At 41.3% G+C, this 17,667-nt stretch carries 11 protein-coding genes; 7 read left to right on the forward strand and 4 right to left on the reverse strand.

Annotated elements, in window-relative coordinates:
- Positions 1–133: 133 nt before the first annotated feature.
- Both cydB and R8P61_20190 read right to left on the reverse strand, forming a co-directional pair.
- Complete coding sequence (gene cydB / locus R8P61_20185) at positions 134–1,174, reverse strand: cytochrome d ubiquinol oxidase subunit II (GenBank protein MDW3649399.1); 1,041 nt, start codon at positions 1,172–1,174, stop codon at positions 134–136.
- 3 nt (positions 1,175–1,177) lie between these two features.
- Entirely contained in the window at positions 1,178–2,554 is a 1,377-nt protein-coding gene (locus R8P61_20190; GenBank protein MDW3649400.1) for a cytochrome ubiquinol oxidase subunit I, read from the reverse strand.
- 394 nt (positions 2,555–2,948) lie between these two features.
- Between R8P61_20190 and R8P61_20195 the strand changes: the two genes are divergently transcribed.
- The 7 genes from R8P61_20195 (at position 2,949) to R8P61_20225 (ending at position 15,520) form a co-directional block, all read left to right on the forward strand.
- A complete protein-coding gene (locus R8P61_20195; GenBank protein MDW3649401.1) occupies positions 2,949–7,067 on the forward strand; it encodes a PAS domain S-box protein in 4,119 nt (1,372 codons plus the stop codon).
- 544 nt (positions 7,068–7,611) lie between these two features.
- Complete coding sequence (locus R8P61_20200) at positions 7,612–7,995, forward strand: hypothetical protein (protein MDW3649402.1); 384 nt, start codon at positions 7,612–7,614, stop codon at positions 7,993–7,995.
- Complete coding sequence (locus R8P61_20205; protein ID MDW3649403.1) at positions 7,974–8,420, forward strand: response regulator; 447 nt, start codon at positions 7,974–7,976, stop codon at positions 8,418–8,420. Before R8P61_20200 ends, R8P61_20205 begins: the two co-directional genes overlap by 22 nt.
- A 197-nt stretch (positions 8,421–8,617) precedes the next feature.
- Positions 8,618–10,963 carry a PAS domain S-box protein gene (locus R8P61_20210; GenBank protein MDW3649404.1) on the forward strand — a complete coding sequence of 782 codons (2,346 nt, stop codon included), beginning with the start codon at positions 8,618–8,620 and terminating at the stop codon, positions 10,961–10,963.
- Between the two features lie 11 nt (positions 10,964–10,974).
- Positions 10,975–12,870: a sigma 54-interacting transcriptional regulator gene (locus tag R8P61_20215; GenBank protein ID MDW3649405.1), complete on the forward strand. Its 1,896-nt coding sequence runs from the start codon at positions 10,975–10,977 to the stop codon at positions 12,868–12,870.
- Between the two features lie 184 nt (positions 12,871–13,054).
- On the forward strand, positions 13,055–13,744 hold the full coding sequence (locus tag R8P61_20220; GenBank protein ID MDW3649406.1) for an acylneuraminate cytidylyltransferase family protein: 690 nt from the start codon (positions 13,055–13,057) through the stop codon (positions 13,742–13,744).
- Between the two features lie 24 nt (positions 13,745–13,768).
- Positions 13,769–15,520, forward strand: coding sequence for a hypothetical protein (locus R8P61_20225; GenBank protein MDW3649407.1), 1,752 nt, complete (start codon positions 13,769–13,771; stop codon positions 15,518–15,520).
- A 6-nt stretch (positions 15,521–15,526) separates the two neighbouring features.
- Here the strand turns inward: R8P61_20225 and R8P61_20230 are convergent, their stop codons facing one another.
- Complete coding sequence (locus R8P61_20230) at positions 15,527–16,492, reverse strand: alpha/beta hydrolase (protein ID MDW3649408.1); 966 nt, start codon at positions 16,490–16,492, stop codon at positions 15,527–15,529.
- The gene (locus R8P61_20235; protein MDW3649409.1) at positions 16,485–17,645 is read right to left on the reverse strand and encodes a serine hydrolase domain-containing protein; all 1,161 of its coding nucleotides are present in this window, start codon (positions 17,643–17,645) and stop codon (positions 16,485–16,487) included. The genes R8P61_20230 and R8P61_20235 overlap by 8 nt, the downstream gene beginning before the upstream one ends.
- Positions 17,646–17,667: the final 22 nt, after the last annotated feature.

The following is a 17,667-nucleotide window of genomic DNA, read 5'->3' on the forward strand; positions in this document are numbered from 1 at the left end:
CCGGAAGATGGGAGGCTACCCTACGTTGAGGAGTGAAAAAATAATTTATTTTTTCGTGTTCTGGTGTTCTTTTGTTCTGGTGCTCTCGAAAAATCCACATGAACACGAGAACACCTGAACACCCGAACGCATCTCAATAAGACATTTCATCCAACTCCACCTTTCCTTTGAAAGTTCTGTATACAAATACTGTATAGGCCAGAACCAAAGGGCCTCCAATTGCGACAAAGCCCATCATGGTTTTCAAGGTTTTTGTTGATGAGGCCGCCTCATAGACAGTGATGTCATAGGCAGCATCAATAGACGAGATGAGGATTGACGGATAGAGCTCGATGGCTATGACGATCATGAATAGACAGATGGATAGACCCGAGAACAGGAAGGCTCGAAAGAACTTCTGCATACTTACCAGGCGAGGAATATTCGCAATTCCCAGAATCCCTAAAAGAGGGATGAGGAAGAGAGCAGGACTCTCTTGAAATTTATCTGACAAATGAGGAAGATAGATCAATACATAAACTGTAGAGATCGAAAATAAAACGACAAAGCCAATAATGGCCTGTTTAAGCAATCGATGAATCTTATCATAGAGTTTTCCTTCTGTTTTCATCACCAGGTACAAACCTCCATGCATCATAAAAAGAGCAAGGGTAGTAATACCGATCAGAATCGAGAAAGGATTTAATACCGAAATGAGTGGAACAGAAAGGTCATGATTTTCTTCCAAAGGAATGCCTTGCAAAACATTCCCCATCAATATCCCCAACAGTAAAGCCAGCATAATACTGCTCACAGAATAGGTGATGTCCCAGGTCTTTTTCCACCATTTCATCTCCTCTTTCCCCCGAAACTCAATAGAAATTGCCCGAAGGATAATGAAAAAGAGAAAAAGCATGAAAGGGATATACAAGGCCGAAAGTAAAGTCGCATAGACCAATGGAAAGCCTGCAAATAGAGCTCCGCCACCGATCACCAGCCAGACTTCATTTCCATCCCAAACGGGACCAACCGCATTCAAGGCTATTCTTCTACTCTTTTCTTTTTTGAAGAATAAATGCCAGGCTCCCGCCCCAAAGTCAAAGCCATCTAAAACAGCATAGCCTGAGAAAAGTCCTCCGACCACGATGAACCATAAGGTAGGATAATCTAGTCCTAATAATGTATCTGCTTCCATGGATTATTTGATTAGGGAATTGGCAATATCACTTTGACGATTTCTCTGTACCTCCAGGTGGTCCTCATAAGGCCCATGCTTGATTTTTTTGGTAAGCAAATAGAGGAAGAGAATCAGCAAGATGCTGTAGATGATGCTAAACATAATCAGGGAGAATAATACCTGATTGGCGGTTACGGCCTGAGAAAGGGCATCAGAAGTTCTCAGAAGGCCATAGACTACCCAGGGTTGCCGTCCCATCTCTGCAGCAAACCAGCCAAATTGATTGGCGAGTTGAGGCAAAATGACTGCCCAGACAAAGAGTTGTAACAACCACTTTTTCTCAAATATCCGTTCTTTCCTCAAAAAATAGAGGCCTAGTAAACTCAATGCAATCAAAGCCATACCGATGGCCACCATGAGATGATAGAACTGAAAAACTGCATTGACCTGACTGGGTCGATCTTCTTTGGGAAAGGCATTTAATCCAGTAACTTCTTTTTCAAAATCCTGATGCAGGAGGAAGGAAAGTCCATGAGGAATTTTTATCCCGCTTACTTTCTCATTTTCAGTATCCACCCAGCCCAAAATATACATATCTGCAGCGGCGCTTTCCTCAAAATGACCTTCCATAGCAGCCAGTTTTGCCGGTTGATTTTTGGCAACTCCTTCCGCAGAACTATGGCCGGTAAACAATTGACTGAGGGAGAAAAAGGCAGCAACGAAAAGAGCTATTTTAAAGGCCTTCTTTGATATTTCCACATGCCTTCCTTTCAATAAATAATAGGCATGCACACTGAGTACAAGAAAGGCTCCTGCCAGGAACGCACCAATCCAAACATGGGTCAAACGATCAACTGCTGAAGGATTGAAAGCCATAGCCCAGAAATCAACGATCTCAGCCCTTGCATCCATTCCTTCGCCAACAATGTGATAGCCTGCGGGCGTTTGTTGCCAGCTATTGGCAATCACGATCCAAACCGCCGAAAACATGGAGCCAAAGAAAACCCCTAAAGTTGAAATGAAGTGAACGATTGGTTTTACCCGATTCCAACCAAATAGCAGAACGCCTAAAAAGCCACTCTCCAAAGCGAAGGCAAAAATCCCCTCGGCTGCCAAGGCACTTCCAAAGACATCTCCTACATATTTGGAATAAGTAGCCCAATTGGTTCCGAACTCAAATTCCATAACGATTCCTGTGGCAACACCAATACCAAAGGTAAGGGCAAATATCCTTGTCCAAAATCGGGCAAGGGTTTCGTATTCCTTATTTTTTGTTCGGAGATATTGGCCTTCAAAAATGACCATGAGCAGGCCCAGGCCAATACTCAAAGGGGGATAGATATAATGGAAGGCAATGGTGAAAGCGAACTGAATGCGGGCTAATATTTCTACGTCCATGTGGTTTCTTTCATACAAAAAACAACAGGAATAAAACCCGAATCAGTGGGAATTACTCCCTCTTGTTTTCTACGTATCTCAGGCTAAAAGTTCGAGAAAAAGGCGAATTTTATCTCCCCTGAATGTGAAAGCAGATCCTAACAAAATTATCATCTGCTGAATAAGGGAAGCTGCATCAATCGCTCATTTTGAAAAAAACCAAAATCCCTCTTCAACAAAGGATTTCCTTTGTCTAATTCTGGAGATACTGGCAGATGAGAATTAGATAAATGACGAAAAAAACTACCTAACACTGGAATAAACAAAATCGAAACTTTTACCAGAGCTGTTCATTAGCACCTTGCCATCTTTTTTGGTATTTTTAAAAGTTAAGATCGTGCATATTGCTGACTAGATGAAACAAGGTTTCCCTCTCATTGAACAGTTTACCCTCGCTCAACTGGATGAACAGCTCCGTTTTCTTCTCCAGGTAAATGAGGAAGGATTGATGATACATAAAGATGGAATCATCCTCTTTGCCAATGATGCTTGTATAGGGTTATTCGGATATACACATGACGAGTTGATCGGAGAAGAATTGCTTAACCTTGCCAGCCCAGAGAGCAAGCCAGTCTTGATACGAACAATGGCGACTGGTGAGGAAGGTGATTTTCAGGGAAAAGCCATCAAAAAAGACGGGACAATTTTCCCTGTCCAAACCCGGGTAAAGACCATCCAACTTGGAGAATCATATGTACGCCTGGTAGGGATCAAAGACATGAGTGAAGAGGTTTTCACCAAAGAGCGATTGAGAGAAACTGAAGATCGCTTAAGCCTCGTAATATCCGCCACAAGTATAGGGACTTTCGATTCTATTGGTCCGGGGAAAGATGTTTTCTGGGATCAGGGCATGTACGACATTTTTGAACTCCCCCCAACAACAGATGTCGATCTACATGAATACTTTTTCAGGGTTATACATCCCGATGAGAAAGAAGAGTTCATCAGGATTTTTGATACAAGCGTCGAAAAATCAAAGAAAAGCGAACGCTATTTCAAATTCGGTTTCAGAATTATTCTTCCCAGTGGTAAAACGAAATTCCTGGAATCAGAAGGCCAGTTCTACCTTGATAATGAAAGTCAATTGACCCGAGTCCTGGGAATTTGTCATGATATCACAGAACAAAGATCTGCTCAAAGGGCCGTAAAAGACAGTGAGAAACGTCTAAAATCCATCGTAGAGAATAGCAAGATTGGTATTTCTTTGGTAAAGCAGGATGGCAGGAGTTTTCTGGCCAATGAATCCTATCTCAATATGCTCGGATATTCACGAGAGGAGTTTTTCAAAATGACCTTCTCCGATTTTACCCATCCGGCGGATTTAACGCTATGCTATCAGGGCTTCAATGACATTCTCGAAAAAAGAGCTGATTCTTTCTCAATAGAAAAGCGCTATATCCGGAAAGACGGGGAAATAGTTTGGACAGACACCTCAGCCATTGGAATTTGGAATCAGGATGGAGTTTTTCAATATGCTGTTGCGACTACAATAAACATAAGCAAACGAAAAAAAGCCCTTCAAGAGCTCAACGAAAGCGAGAAACGTTTTAAATCTATTTTTGAACATAGTCAGATCGGAATTGCTCTGGTGGATACCAGTGGAAGAACGTTCCTGGTAAACAAGGCCTTTGCAAGCCTATTGGGCTATGAAGAGGAAGAGATGACCCATTTGAGTTTCGAAGATTACATCTATGAGGAAGACCTGAAAATAGGACTCCAACGCTTCCAGGAGATGATCGAAGGGAAACTCGACACCTTCCTGATGGAGAAACGCTATATCCATAAAAACGGAGAGCTGATCTGGACCTATATGACGGGTACAGCTGTTCGTAATAGTGAGGGAGAAATCCAATTTGCCGTTGCGACAGTTACAGATTTGCGGGAAAGGAAAGAAACAGAAACCAAGCTGAAGGAAAGTGAAAAGAAATTCAAATCTATTTTTAATAATTCCGAGGTAGGAATTGCTTTGGTTGCAGAAAACGGAATTCCATTTTTTATCAATCCAGCGCTACAAAAAATACTGGGCTACTCAGAGGAAGACTTGTGTAAAATGTCTTTCATGGAGTTTACCCATCCAGAGGATGCAAAAAAGAATCTTGAAGAATACCAAAGACTGATAGCCGGAGAAATCGACACTTATTCGATGGAGAAACGGTATATCCATAAAAATGGAAGTATCGTTTGGGGCTATTTAACTGTTTCCGCCGTAAAGACAGATACAGGAAAGATGCAATACGCTATCAGTCTGGTAGCAGATATCAGCGAGTTAAAGAAAACTCAGTTTGAACTTTACACCCGCGAAAAACGCTTTAAAGACATATTCGAATACTCAAATGTTTCCCTTACCCTTGCCAATAATGAAGGGAAATTGTTCTTCGTAAACGATGCTTTCCTCAATTTTCTCGGCTATAGTCGGCAAGAGCTTTCCGAGATGACGGTTAGAGACCTTACGCATCCGGATGATGTTCATGTAGACGTATCCAATTTCAAGAAAATTTTACGAAATGAACTCAATACAACCAGTATTGAAAAACGCTACTTTCATAAAAATGGGGAAATAAGGTGGGGACACCTTACGGTTTCAGCTGTAAAAAATGAGTCAGGAGGGATCCAGTATACCATCGGGGTAATCATTGACATCACTCAGCAAAAAAGAACAGAGCTTGCCCTGGAAAAAAGTGAGAAAATGTTTCGCCAGGTGGTACAGGATCAGGCGGATCTTATTGTTCGCTGGAAACCGGGCGGAATCCTACAATTTGTAAATGATGCCTACTGCAAGACATATAGCAAAAGCAGAGACGAATTATTAGGCAGAAGTTTCTTCCCCATGATGTCGCTGGAGAATTACAATTATCTCCTGGAGGACTTGGAAACGCTATCTATAGAGAAACCCAGTTTCACCCGAATCTCCAAAGACTTACTTCCAGATGGTAAGGAAATGTGGCTGGAATGGTATAACAGAGCCTTTTTTGATAAAGAGGGAGAATTCATTGAGATACAAGCAATAGGACGAGATATCACTGCCCGAAAACATGCAGAAGAACAACTCATAAAAAATGAGGTAAAATATCGGTCTCTATTTGAACAGGCAACAGAGGCTATCTATCTAACGGATATGTCTGACTTGAGTCTCATTGAGTGCAATAATCAGGCAGTTGAGATGTTTGGATATACGAGCAAAGAGGAGTTTCTCAGCAAGAAACTTTTCCACCTATCTCCAGCTATGCAGAATGAGTATCAGTCTTCGGAGGAATTATCCATAGAGCTTCATAAAGTGCTGTCGAAAGACGGTTATCATCAATTGGAGTGGAATCATATCAGAAAAGATGGGAGTATTTTTGCTGGAGAAGTAGGGCTTACTGTTATTCAGCTTGGGGAAAAAGTATACCTGCAAGCAGTTCTTAGAGATATTACAGAACGGCAGGAAGCAGAGAGAAAGCTCAAAAGTGCTTATAAAGAAGTAGAGCAACTCAAGAAACAGCTGGAAAGGGAAAACAAATACCTCATCAATGAGATTCGTCTCAATAATAACTTTGAAAATATCGTTTTTCAAAGTCCTCAAATGACAGAGGTATTGAAAAAAGTAGAACAGGTTGCCCCTGTCGATGCTACTGTTTTAGTATTGGGCGAAACGGGTACTGGAAAAGAACTCATCGCTCGGGCAGTGCATAAACACAGCCGGAGAAAATCAAAAGCCCTGGTGAAGGTAAATTGTGCAGCCTTACCCAGAGACCTGATAGAAAGTGAACTTTTTGGCCATGAAAAAGGGGCTTTTACAGGGGCTCAAAAACAAAAAATCGGGCGCTTTGAGCTAGCACAAAATGGAACCATCTTTCTGGATGAAATTGGGGAGATTCCCTATCCATTACAGGCCAAGCTTCTCCGTGTGTTACAAGAAGGAGAGTTTGAAAGAATTGGAGGAACGGAAACCATAAAGCTGGATGTACGAATCATTGCTGCGACAAACCGAAATTTAAAGGAGGCCATAGAGAAAGGGGAATTCAGGGAGGATCTTTATTATCGATTGCATGTTTTTCCTATTGAAATTCCTTCTTTGAGAGAACGGCCTTCGGACATTGTCCCACTTGCTAATTACTTCCTTTCTTTATACGGCAAAAAGTTTAACAAAGTCGCTCATCCCCTCTCGGATACTTCTAAAAAACTATTGAAAAACTATGCCTGGCCAGGCAATGTAAGAGAGCTCGAAAATCTTATAGAGCGAGGCCTGATTCTGGCTCGCGATGGTCATCTTAATTTTGATCAATCTCTCGGCGCCCAGGTTCAGGAACCTGAGGAAAACCTTCCTGAATTAAGTTCTCTCAATTTGGTAGAAAAAAATCACATCCTTAAGGTACTCAAGAAAGTTAATTGGAGAATCAATGGTGCTGGCGGAGCTGCTGAGATTCTGGGCCTAACACCAACAACGGTTAGAGACCGGATGAAAAAACACGGAATACAACGCCCGGAAGCCTAGTCTCGATATTTCGAGACTCACTCTACACAGACCAAAATAAGTGTCGGTATTCCGTTATTACGATTTTCGAAACACTCCAACTTCTCTTATTTTTCTTTGTAAACAGCTAATTATCTGACCATTACGTTCCTCCGCAAGAAAAGAGGGAATTTTGGTACCCCTCTTGTATTTATTATGGCACGAGAATGTAAGAATACTGTGAATGCAACCATGAAGTATTAAAACCCAAGCAATTCGGTACTCTGGTACATCTGGAGAATTGGACAAGATAATTATCCAACCGACGAAGGAAAGGTTATTCCGACAGGGAAAAAAGGCAGAAGAGCAAATAATTGTTTTCCCTGGAATACCTGAACACGGTCCGAACGCCCTGCCTAGAGCCCGACCGGAAGCCTTTCCTCTTTTTACTCAAGGAAACGTATAAGACGTATGGGAAAAGCTAAATAATTTTCCGTGAGAACACAGGGGGCAAAGATCTATCTAAACATCCCCCCTTATTCCACCAATTCCCATGCAGGTTGAATTTATCTAAATAGAGAAATCTATGATAGAGTTAAATTCTAGTCAGTGTTGGAAGAGCGAAGAAGGTCATATCTGGGCTCGAATATTCAGCTCTGCTGATAATAATTTCAGCATGAATGATGCCCATGATCACATCGAAGCCACTTTCAAATTGTGCCATGAAAAAGCCCGGCCTTTTACAATGGACCTAAGGGATTTGCAAGCATCTGTGGACCCCACGATAATTTTCTTTCTGGCAACAGAAAAAAAATTGCAAGCCCTTAGGACCTCACTGGCTTTCATTTCAAATTCATTGAATGGCTGGTTTTTCGCCTCCCATTTTTCGAATTATGTGGACAATTTATATCCCTGCAAGGTATTTCCGCAGGAAGAAGACGCGATATTATGGTTGAAATCTTTGAGATAAGCCCAATCATGCTCGGTAATTCTGATTACATATTAATCATTGAAGACTCAAAAGCAGAAACGCATTTACTCCTTCAGACCTTGAAAATGCATAATTTTCCGGCCAGAGTCCGTGTCATACACTCAGGCCAGAATGCCTTGAAAGAATTAAAATCCCTGAGAGAGAATTTACCAGGAATGATTCTGTTGGATCTTCGCTTGCCGGACATAGACGGTATAGAGATTCTACATGAGCTAAAAGAGAATCCAAAGACCCAGGATATTCCTGTCATTATTCGGACAGGCTCTCACGATCCAAGAGATAAAAAACGATGCATGGAATTGGGAGTTATGGATTATATGTACAAATCCATGGAATTTGAAAGTGTTGAGCAGCAGGTATTGAGTCTGAATCAACATTGGGATTCCTTTGCAGAAAAAGATTAAAAATGCTCCTGTAGCAAAAGCCTATCAAAATGATTATATTCATTTTATTGAATATTTTCAGATGGTTTTACAGGGTTTAGATATTTATTGGGAAAAGCCATCTAAATGCCAACACCTTTTTTTACAAAAAAAGGTGTACTCAGCTATGCTAATACTTATTAATCGAATCCGTCGGATTCTGCTATGCAATAAGATAGATGGACAAACCAGATCGAAGCACACTAACAGAGACAATCCAAAGATCAGGCACAATAGATCTAATTCCCTGGCTAGAACAGGGACTCATCTCGCTTGTGCTTTCAAATAATAAAATCCTTGACATCAGTAGCAATGTTCAGAATAGCTTATTATACCAGGTTGAGGAATTGCAGGACAGAGAACTGAAAGAAATTTTTGCCTACCCACAAGGAGAATTACTTACTAAAAAACTGGAGCAAGAGGAAGAATTCTCAGCCATTTTAAGAAGGAAAGATCAGACTGAACTGGCAGTCAAAGTTAAAATTCTCCCCAAATTAGATTCAGAGACTCCTGTTAACCTCATCCACATCAGGAATCTGGACCGAGTCCGAAAAAGCAAAGAAGAAATGGAAAAAATCATCCTGGCCATGCAGGATGGATTTTCTGTGCTTAGTGAAAAAGCGATTCACCTCGAAGCCAACCCCGCTTTCTGCAAAATGCTGGGATTGACAAGAGAAGAACTCATAGGATGTGGCTATCCCTATCCCTATTGGCCTCCAGACAAGCTAAAAACCCTGGATAAGTTATTGGGCAGAGTTGCCAAGGGAGATTATAAGGACCAGTTGGTAGACTTTATCCATAAGGATGGCCATGCTTTCCCTGTAATAGTTAGTCCCTCTGCCGTTCTGGATGAAAACGGGGACCTCCTCTATTATTTTGCGACCTATAAGGACCTTAGCAAAAGGAGACAAATAGAACAGAGACTGGAGGACGAAGAAAGAAAGTTCAAACTCCTCTTTTCAGAAATGATCCAGGGCCTTGCGTATTTCCGTTTTATCTATGATGATTCGGGAAAGGCGGTAGATGCTGAATTGGAAGAAATCAATTATGCTTTTCTTGAAATTACAGGCCTGACCCAGGAAATGGTAAAAAAGATTCGCATTTCCCAGCTATACACGGACTCTTGCAGAAGATTTGATGACATTCTGGCGGGCACAAGCGATGCAACCGAGGAGTATATAGACTATTATATAGAAATAGATAAGTACCTGAAAATAAAAGCTGCAGCTGTTGATGAAAACCATATGCTGGTTACAATAGAAGATGTAAGCGAAAGCAAGAAAGCAGAAGAGGCATTAAAGAAAAGCGAAGAAGAAGCTCGGCTCTTATTCAATCAGTCCTCTGTCATCATGTGGGAAGAGGATTTTTCGGAGGCCAAGATTCGGTATAAAAAGTTGAAAGCAGATGAAAGCAAATATCTCAAAAACTCTCTCCAGAATTCTCCAGAAAAGCTGAATGAAATCATAAATGCAGTCATCACCCTTCAAATAAATCAGGCGTATAAAGATTATTTTAAGCTTAATAGCAAGGATGAAATTCCAGATATTCTCCCTAATTGGTTTACCCCTGAAACCTTAACTTTCTTCCAGAAGGGCGCTTTAGCCATCTGTGAAGGGGCTAATTCCTATGAGGGGGAAATGCCTATGCAGACTCCGGAGGGTGAAAGTAGATTTTTATACCTGCGTGCAAGTGTCCCGGAACCTTACCGACAAAACCTTAAAAAGGTATTGGTTTCCTTGATTGACATTACTCGCCAGAAACTCTACGAAAAATCCCTGGAAGAAAACCAAAAAGAACTTTCTCAATACAAAGATCAACTGGAAGCTCTGGTAAAAATGCGGACTGCAGAACTTGAAGAAACCAATAAAGAACTTCAGAGTTTCAGCTATTCCGTTTCTCATGATTTACGAGCTCCTTTGACACGTATGGATGGTTTTGCGCGTGCCATGCAAAAAACCTATGAACAAGTGCTTGATGAAAAAGGCATGCATTATTTGAGCAGAATTCGGGCATCCAGTCAACAAATGACTTCTTTGATCAACGACCTGCTTATGCTCTCCAAAATCAATAAACTGGATCTTAAAAAAGAAAAAGTAAATCTTGGCGAATTGGCCATCCAGATTTTTTGCGAACTTACTGAAAAGGAACCACAAAGAAAGATTAAGCTAAGCACAGAAGAGGAACTTCATGCAAATATGGAACCGGGACTTGCTAAATTGTTATTAGAGAATTTGATTGGAAATGCCTGGAAATTCTCCTCTAAAAAAGAAATGGCGCAAATTGATTTTGGTAAGGAAAGGAGAAACGGAATTGAGTGGTTTTATGTGAAGGACAATGGCATGGGGTTCAATATGAAGTATGGAGAGCTCCTGTATACTCCTTTTCAGAGATTACATTCCTCTCCCGAAATTGAGGGAAGTGGAATTGGACTATCAACGGTAAAAAGAATCATCAATAAACACGGCGGCCAGATTAAGGCTGAAGCTGAACCGGATAAAGGAGCTAGTTTTTATTTTAGAGTATAATTTTTTTATACATGGATCAGGGGGAAAAAATAAACTTGTTATTGGTTGAGGACTCTGCGGATGATGCAGAGCTTCTGGTCTTTGAATTAGAACAGGAGGGTTTTCTCATTGATTCGCAACGGGTATCTTCTGCCGATAATTTCCTCAAAGCTCTTCAAGACCGAGAATGGGATCTGGTGATCTCAGACTATTCCATGCAAGGCTTTACGGGCATGGATGTTTTGCATCTCCTGCGGAAGTTTGATCCCATCATTCCCTTTGTGCTTGTTTCGGGGGCAGTAGGAGAAAGAGTAGCGATTGAATTGATGAAAGAAGGAGGACAGGACTATGTATTAAAAAATAATCTTGTCAGGCTTCCCACCATTCTCCGCAGAGAATTACAGGAATCCCGCATTAAAAAGAATGCCAACCAGAACAAGGAAAAACTGGCTGAAAGTAATGAGCGCATGCGCCTCATTTATGACTCGACCAGTGATTGTATGAGCCTGATCAGGGTTACCAGCAATCATATGGAGATTGAATCCGTAAATACCTCTTTCATTCACTGCCATCAAAAAATAGGAGTAGATGCAGAACTGGAAGATTATATCGGCATGCTGCTACCTTATTTTTTCGGGGCAAAACTTGAGATGAAGGATGAAAAAGTATTCGAGATGCTCGATCGTATTGGTGAATGTATTCGTAGCCAACGCATCGTAGAATTTGTCGAAGAACTCATTTTCCGCGACCAGACTCTTTATATTGAGAATTGCATCACACCCATTATTAAAAATGGAACATGTACCCATGTACTCAGGGTAACCCATGATGTAACCCAACGAATACATTCTACCCAAAAACTCAAAGAAGCCTATCAGGAAGTTGAAACACTCAAAGTAAAACTCGAACAGGAAAATCGATATTTAAAAGAAGAACTCAATCTGGAGTATGATTTCAAGAGCATCATCTATCAAAGCGAAAAGTTCAAAAAAATTCTCAAAAATATAGAAGACGTAGCACCCCTGGATACTACCGTTCTGATCTCAGGAGAAACAGGTACCGGAAAGGAATTGCTGGCCCGAGCGGTACATGATCTCAGCCCAAGAAAGAAAAAACCCCTGGTCAAAGTCAATTGTGCAGCCTTGCCAAGAGAACTGATAGAAAGTGAATTGTTTGGCCATGAAGCGGGAGCTTTTACGGGAGCAACCCAAAAGAAGATGGGGAAATTTGAACTGGCCCAGGATGGGAGTATTTTCCTGGATGAGATTGGTGAACTTCCCATAGAACTACAACCCAAGCTTCTACGGGTTCTTCAGGAAGGGGAATGTGAGCGAATAGGCGGTACCCAGACCATCAAACTAAATGTCCGAATCATAACTGCTACCAATCGAGATCTCCAAAAGGCTATCAAAGAAGGAAAATTCCGAGAGGACCTCTACTATCGACTTCATGTATTTCCTATCCATGTCCCTCCTTTACGGGAAAGGACCGATGATATCCTCCCGCTTTTCTTCTTTTTCATCAAAAAGTACAGCAAGAAATTTAGCAAGAACATAGATTTCATTCCAGACTCTATTATCCAGGCTTTTGAAAGCTATAGCTGGCCGGGAAATGTGAGGGAAATGGAACACCTGGTCGAACGTGCCCTCATTCTTTCCAAGGATGGATACCTTCCCATCGACCAGTTTATCGGTATCTCCAAAGATCTCCCGGTCGAGCATAAAAAACCTGACTCAGAGGAACTATGGAAGATCGAAAGGGATCATATCCTCAAGATTCTCGATAAATACAAATGGAAAATCAATGGAGAAAAGGGAGCTGCCAAAGCTCTGGGATTGAAACCCAGCACCCTGAGAGATCGCATGAAGAAATATTTGATTCTCCGCCCCAAACCGAGACAGGAATCTTCTGACATCCTAAGGTCCTGAGCAATACCTCATCCAAAACCGAGTTTTATTTCTACAAGAGAAGTTAGACTATGACTACTTCTGTCTAAAAGAATATCCGGAATATAGATTTTTTTGTACCCATTGAAGGATTCAGAAATTGAAGCTAATTTCAAACGCAGAGTTTCAGGATTTTCAATTACTTATACAGCCCATCAATCAATATATGTTAGCAATTATTCCCGCCAGAGGAGGATCGAAGGGTTTACCCGGAAAGAACATCAAAGAATTAAGGGGAAAGCCCCTGCTTGCCTATACCGTAGAAGCAGCACTGGCAGCTGAGGGAGTAAGTCAGGTCATTATTTCTACTGATGATGACAAAATTGCTGAAATAGCCACAGAATATGGTGCAGAATGTCCCTTTATGAGACCTGCAGAACTGGCTTCTGATACCGCCAAGTCTATAGATACCTATCTATACACTGTTGGAAAAATGGAGGAAATAAAAGGCCAGAGCATCCCGAATTTTATGATTTTACAGCCTACCTCCCCGCTACGAAATCAGCAGCATATCGAGGAAGCAATCCAGCTCTTCCACTCCAAAAAAGCAGATTCAGTGGTATCTTATGTTGAGGAAGCACATCCGATCAATTGGCATAGATACCTGGATCAGGAGGGATGTTTTGAGAATGTTTTCACAGAACATTCCCTGCTCAACAGACAGGAATATCGAAAGACCTATTATCCCAATGGAGCTATTTACATCTTCAAGCATGAATTGGTGAAGAAGGGAAAATATTATTCAGAAAAATCTTTTGCCTATATCATGGACAAAAAATACTCTGTCGATATAGATACACAGGAGGATTTTGACTATGCCGAACACCTCTTGCAAAAACTTTATCCTACTCATTAATCGAAAACCCCAGACTCGATAGGTATGCTCATCATCAACCTTTCCAATCAGGTAAAAAATATCCAGCATCAGTTTAAGGCTTCAGATAAAATTCTGGACCTGAAAGGAAAAATCCTTCAAGAAAATTCATTAAATATTTCCTTCTTCGGTGATCCGGATCACATCTATCCGCATGGCCTCGATTTGTATAAATCTTATATACAGGAACTCCTTAATCCATCTCAGAAAAATAAGGACTATCTGGACCTTGAAATAGATGGGCTTCCTTTATTCTGGATCACTGAAACCGCCATCAAACATCCGATTACCTTCTGGGCAAAGGATTACTTTCTCTTGATGGCCATAGTTGATTTAGCGGTTGAAAAAATCAATACTTCTTTTGAAAAATTACTATTGATTTTGCCAGCTGAAGTTCTTCTTTTCCAAGCGGATTTGATCCCTATATTACAGGAAAAAGGAATAGAGCTGGAAATAGTCATTCAGAAACTCGACCCTCTGCTAAACATATCCCTCACTCAAGTACTAAAATCCTGCCTCAACAATTTTCTAAAGATGAGCCGCTTTTCTCCCAAAAAGCTGGAAGCTTCAAAAGAGCTGGGGAAATACCTCTTCATTATAAATAATCTGGCTAACAAACATACCCGAAACAAGATTTACCAACCCTTAAAAAATCTTTTCGAAGAAGAGGGAAAAAAACTGGAAATGATCCCGATTCTGGAATGGACCGATCCATCAGATGAAAGTGTCATAACTCCTGAATTCTACCGGGCAAAACCCGGCTTTGGGCAGTTGATGGCTATGGTAGGGAATATTTTGTCAGCTTTTCAGAAAATCAAAAAATTAAATATCGAGGATGTACAGTTGGGAGAAAGGACTTATTCCGCTGAATTTATCCGCCATGATCTTTTATTGAGTCTGTATCACAATATTTATCTCTTCTTTTCCTTCATCTGGTTGAAAAATTACTTCTCCATGCTTCCAAAAGGCGGAGTTGTTTTATTAGAAGATGAATTTTATCGGACGGGAAAGACGATTATTACGATAGCCAGATCATTCGGTCTCAAATCTATCGGCGTCCAGCATGCGCATTTCAATCAAGTCCATACCGTATATAAATTTAGTTCGGAAGAAAGAAATGCCTCTTTTTCCAATCCCCTGCCGGATATTTTTGCGGTTTGGGGAATGCATCATAAGCAGCTTTTTGAGCAAAGCGGGCAAGGCTCTCTACCAGAAGTTTTGCCTCTGGGAAATCCCAGCTATGTCATGGCAGAAAAAAAACCTATTCCCAAAGGGCAGGCAGCCCATGAACTTCTCTGGTGCCTAAGTAGCAAAGAGTGTTTTCTTCTCGAATGGGATATCCTGAAAAACAGCCAGCTCCTTAAGAAGTTTTCCCTTAAGATCCGTCTCCACCCGGTACCTCATGTCACAAAAGAAGATGTCCAGGAATTGCTGGGAGATTATCCCTATGAATTCAGCGGACATAAGGTCATAGAACAGGCCATAGAACATGCAGACCTCGTTATGGGCAGTGCGCACTCTACGACTTTTATCGATGCCCTGGTAAACAAACGGGCAAGCCTGCGATTGATCAGCAATCGTTGGGTACAGAGTTTTAGTTCCGAAAGTCAGGACCTCTACGACATCAAAAAGACGGAAGACCTTGATGAGGTACTTGAAAAGTTTTCCAAGCCTGGCCTGAGAGGAGATAAAGCCAAAGAGAGTGACTTTTTAATCCTACATAAAAGCCCCTGGAAAAACTTCATCAAAAGCCTCTAGAAATTCCTATTCAGACAGGTATTTCGAAAAGAATTCAACCAAATCCATTTGCTCTTCTTCGGGAGGTTCAACCCCGATTTTAGGTGCGTATACAAGGCTGGGGTGATCTATTTTTTCTAAGGCTTCCTTTAACGCTATTGCATGAAAGGGGTGGTGTTGTACATGTCCACGATCCAAAGGATCAATTTCCCCACCACGCATTCCATTATATACAAAGACCGGAGGATCATCTTCACTGATCAAACTCAGGAAATCCACATCTGCTCTGAGTTCCTTTCCTGCTTCACTTTCCATATCCTCTATTGTTTTAAATCCCAGAGCAAAAGCTCCTTGTTGTAAAAGGACCTGGGTTTCTTGCTCACTTGCTCCTTCCATTTTCAACAAAGCCTGCCATTTGGTAAAATCATAGGTCGCCTGAGTAGCCAAAGCTCCGACCACCTTCAATCGACTGGATTCCTGTAATACCGGATCTTCATTGTCAGGATCAGCCATTTCGTCATGCAAGCCCAACCATAAAGAGGTACCCGCTCCAGCAGAACCTCCATAGGCACCAATACGGTCTTTATCTATATTCCAATCTTCAGCCATTACCCGCAGAAACTGAAGGGCCCTACGGCTATCTTTCATACAACCGGGCAGGCGTTCCTCCTGTTGGAGCATGAATCTGTAATTGATAGAAGCGAAAGAAATGCCTGACTTGAGAAATTTGGCAATATCCTCAGATTCATAGATCCTGGATTTATCCCCATTCATGAAACCTCCTCCATGGATATACACGACCAAAGGAGTAGGCGTTTCACTTTCCGCTAGCCATATATCCAGCACATTGCGCTCATGATTTCCATAAGCCACATCCGTATGGGTGGCAGCTACTCCTTCCGTATTTACAGCCGGAAGAATTTTATTTCTTTGACCAAAAAGAGGAATACTCAAATAGAGGGAAAAGAGAAAAACAAAAACTCGCTTATTCATTGGTAGAACTATTTTTGATTAGTATGTCCAGTATTTCTTCGACCTTTTCACTCATTTTTTGATGGGTTTGAGGGCCTGAAACATTGGTGATGATAATAACAGCTATTTCTTCTTTAGGAAGGAGACTCACCCATGTGGCAGTACCAAAAGCTCCTCCATTTTGAAAAACCCGATCCGGATTATCTCCATCTTTATTCAATTGCCAGTAAAAGCCGGTCCCATAATCTCCATGCAGGCCTTCCCACAAATCCGTCTGACACAATTGAACCCATTCCTCATTTTCATCCATTTGAAAACGCGCATACTTCAACAGATCATCTATTCCGGATACAATTCCTCCTTCTGCGCTCATATCCTTATTAACCGAAAAAGGCATCTTAAGTTTATGGTGATTTTGTCCCTCTACCAGATGAGAACCCAAGCCATCCTTTACTCCAACAGCTGATCTTTCCATCCCTAAAGGAGTGAAAAGAAATGCATCCAGCAAGTCCGCATAATCTTTCTGATAAACTTCCTCCAGTATATATCCCATTAAATTAGCTCCTGCATTGGAATAGGAAAAATTTATCCCTGGAAGCGTATCCAGCTCTACTTTTGCCAACTCCTCAAAAAAGGCTTCTTTGCTGAAATCTTTTTGTAAAGCATTGATCTGATCGGGGAGTTTGTCGAAATCAGGATTATCAAAGAGTCCGGGCTGATCCGGTAACATGCGGGGAATGCCGCCCTGATGCGTCAGGAGATTTCTCACAGTGATAGGAGTACCTTCATACTCCAGATTGGGAAAATCTCCCTTCAGATACTTTCTGATGTCAGCATCCAGCGCTAATTTTTTATCTAAAACTGCACGAGCAGCCAGACTTCCGGTAAAGGTTTTGGTAATAGAAGCAATTTCATACAGACTCTCTTCATTGGGTGTTTTCCCATTCATCAATATTCCTTTGTAGAATTGGTATTCCTTTTCACCTGCAATTATTCCTACAGCCAAAGATTCAATTTCTTCATCTTGTAAAAGAGCATCTAGCTGAAGAGAGATTTTATCTTTAAGGGGATCCCCTTTCTCTCCTTCTGTTTGACAAGAGAAAAGAAAGAAGGAAATGATGATCAGTACAATCAGTTTTTGAGAAAGCATAGGTATTCCTGTTAATTTGTCCATAAAAAGCAATCCAACACACCTA

The organism is Bacteroidia bacterium (assembly GCA_033391075.1).
Lineage (GTDB): Bacteria > Bacteroidota > Bacteroidia > J057 > J057 > JAWPMV01.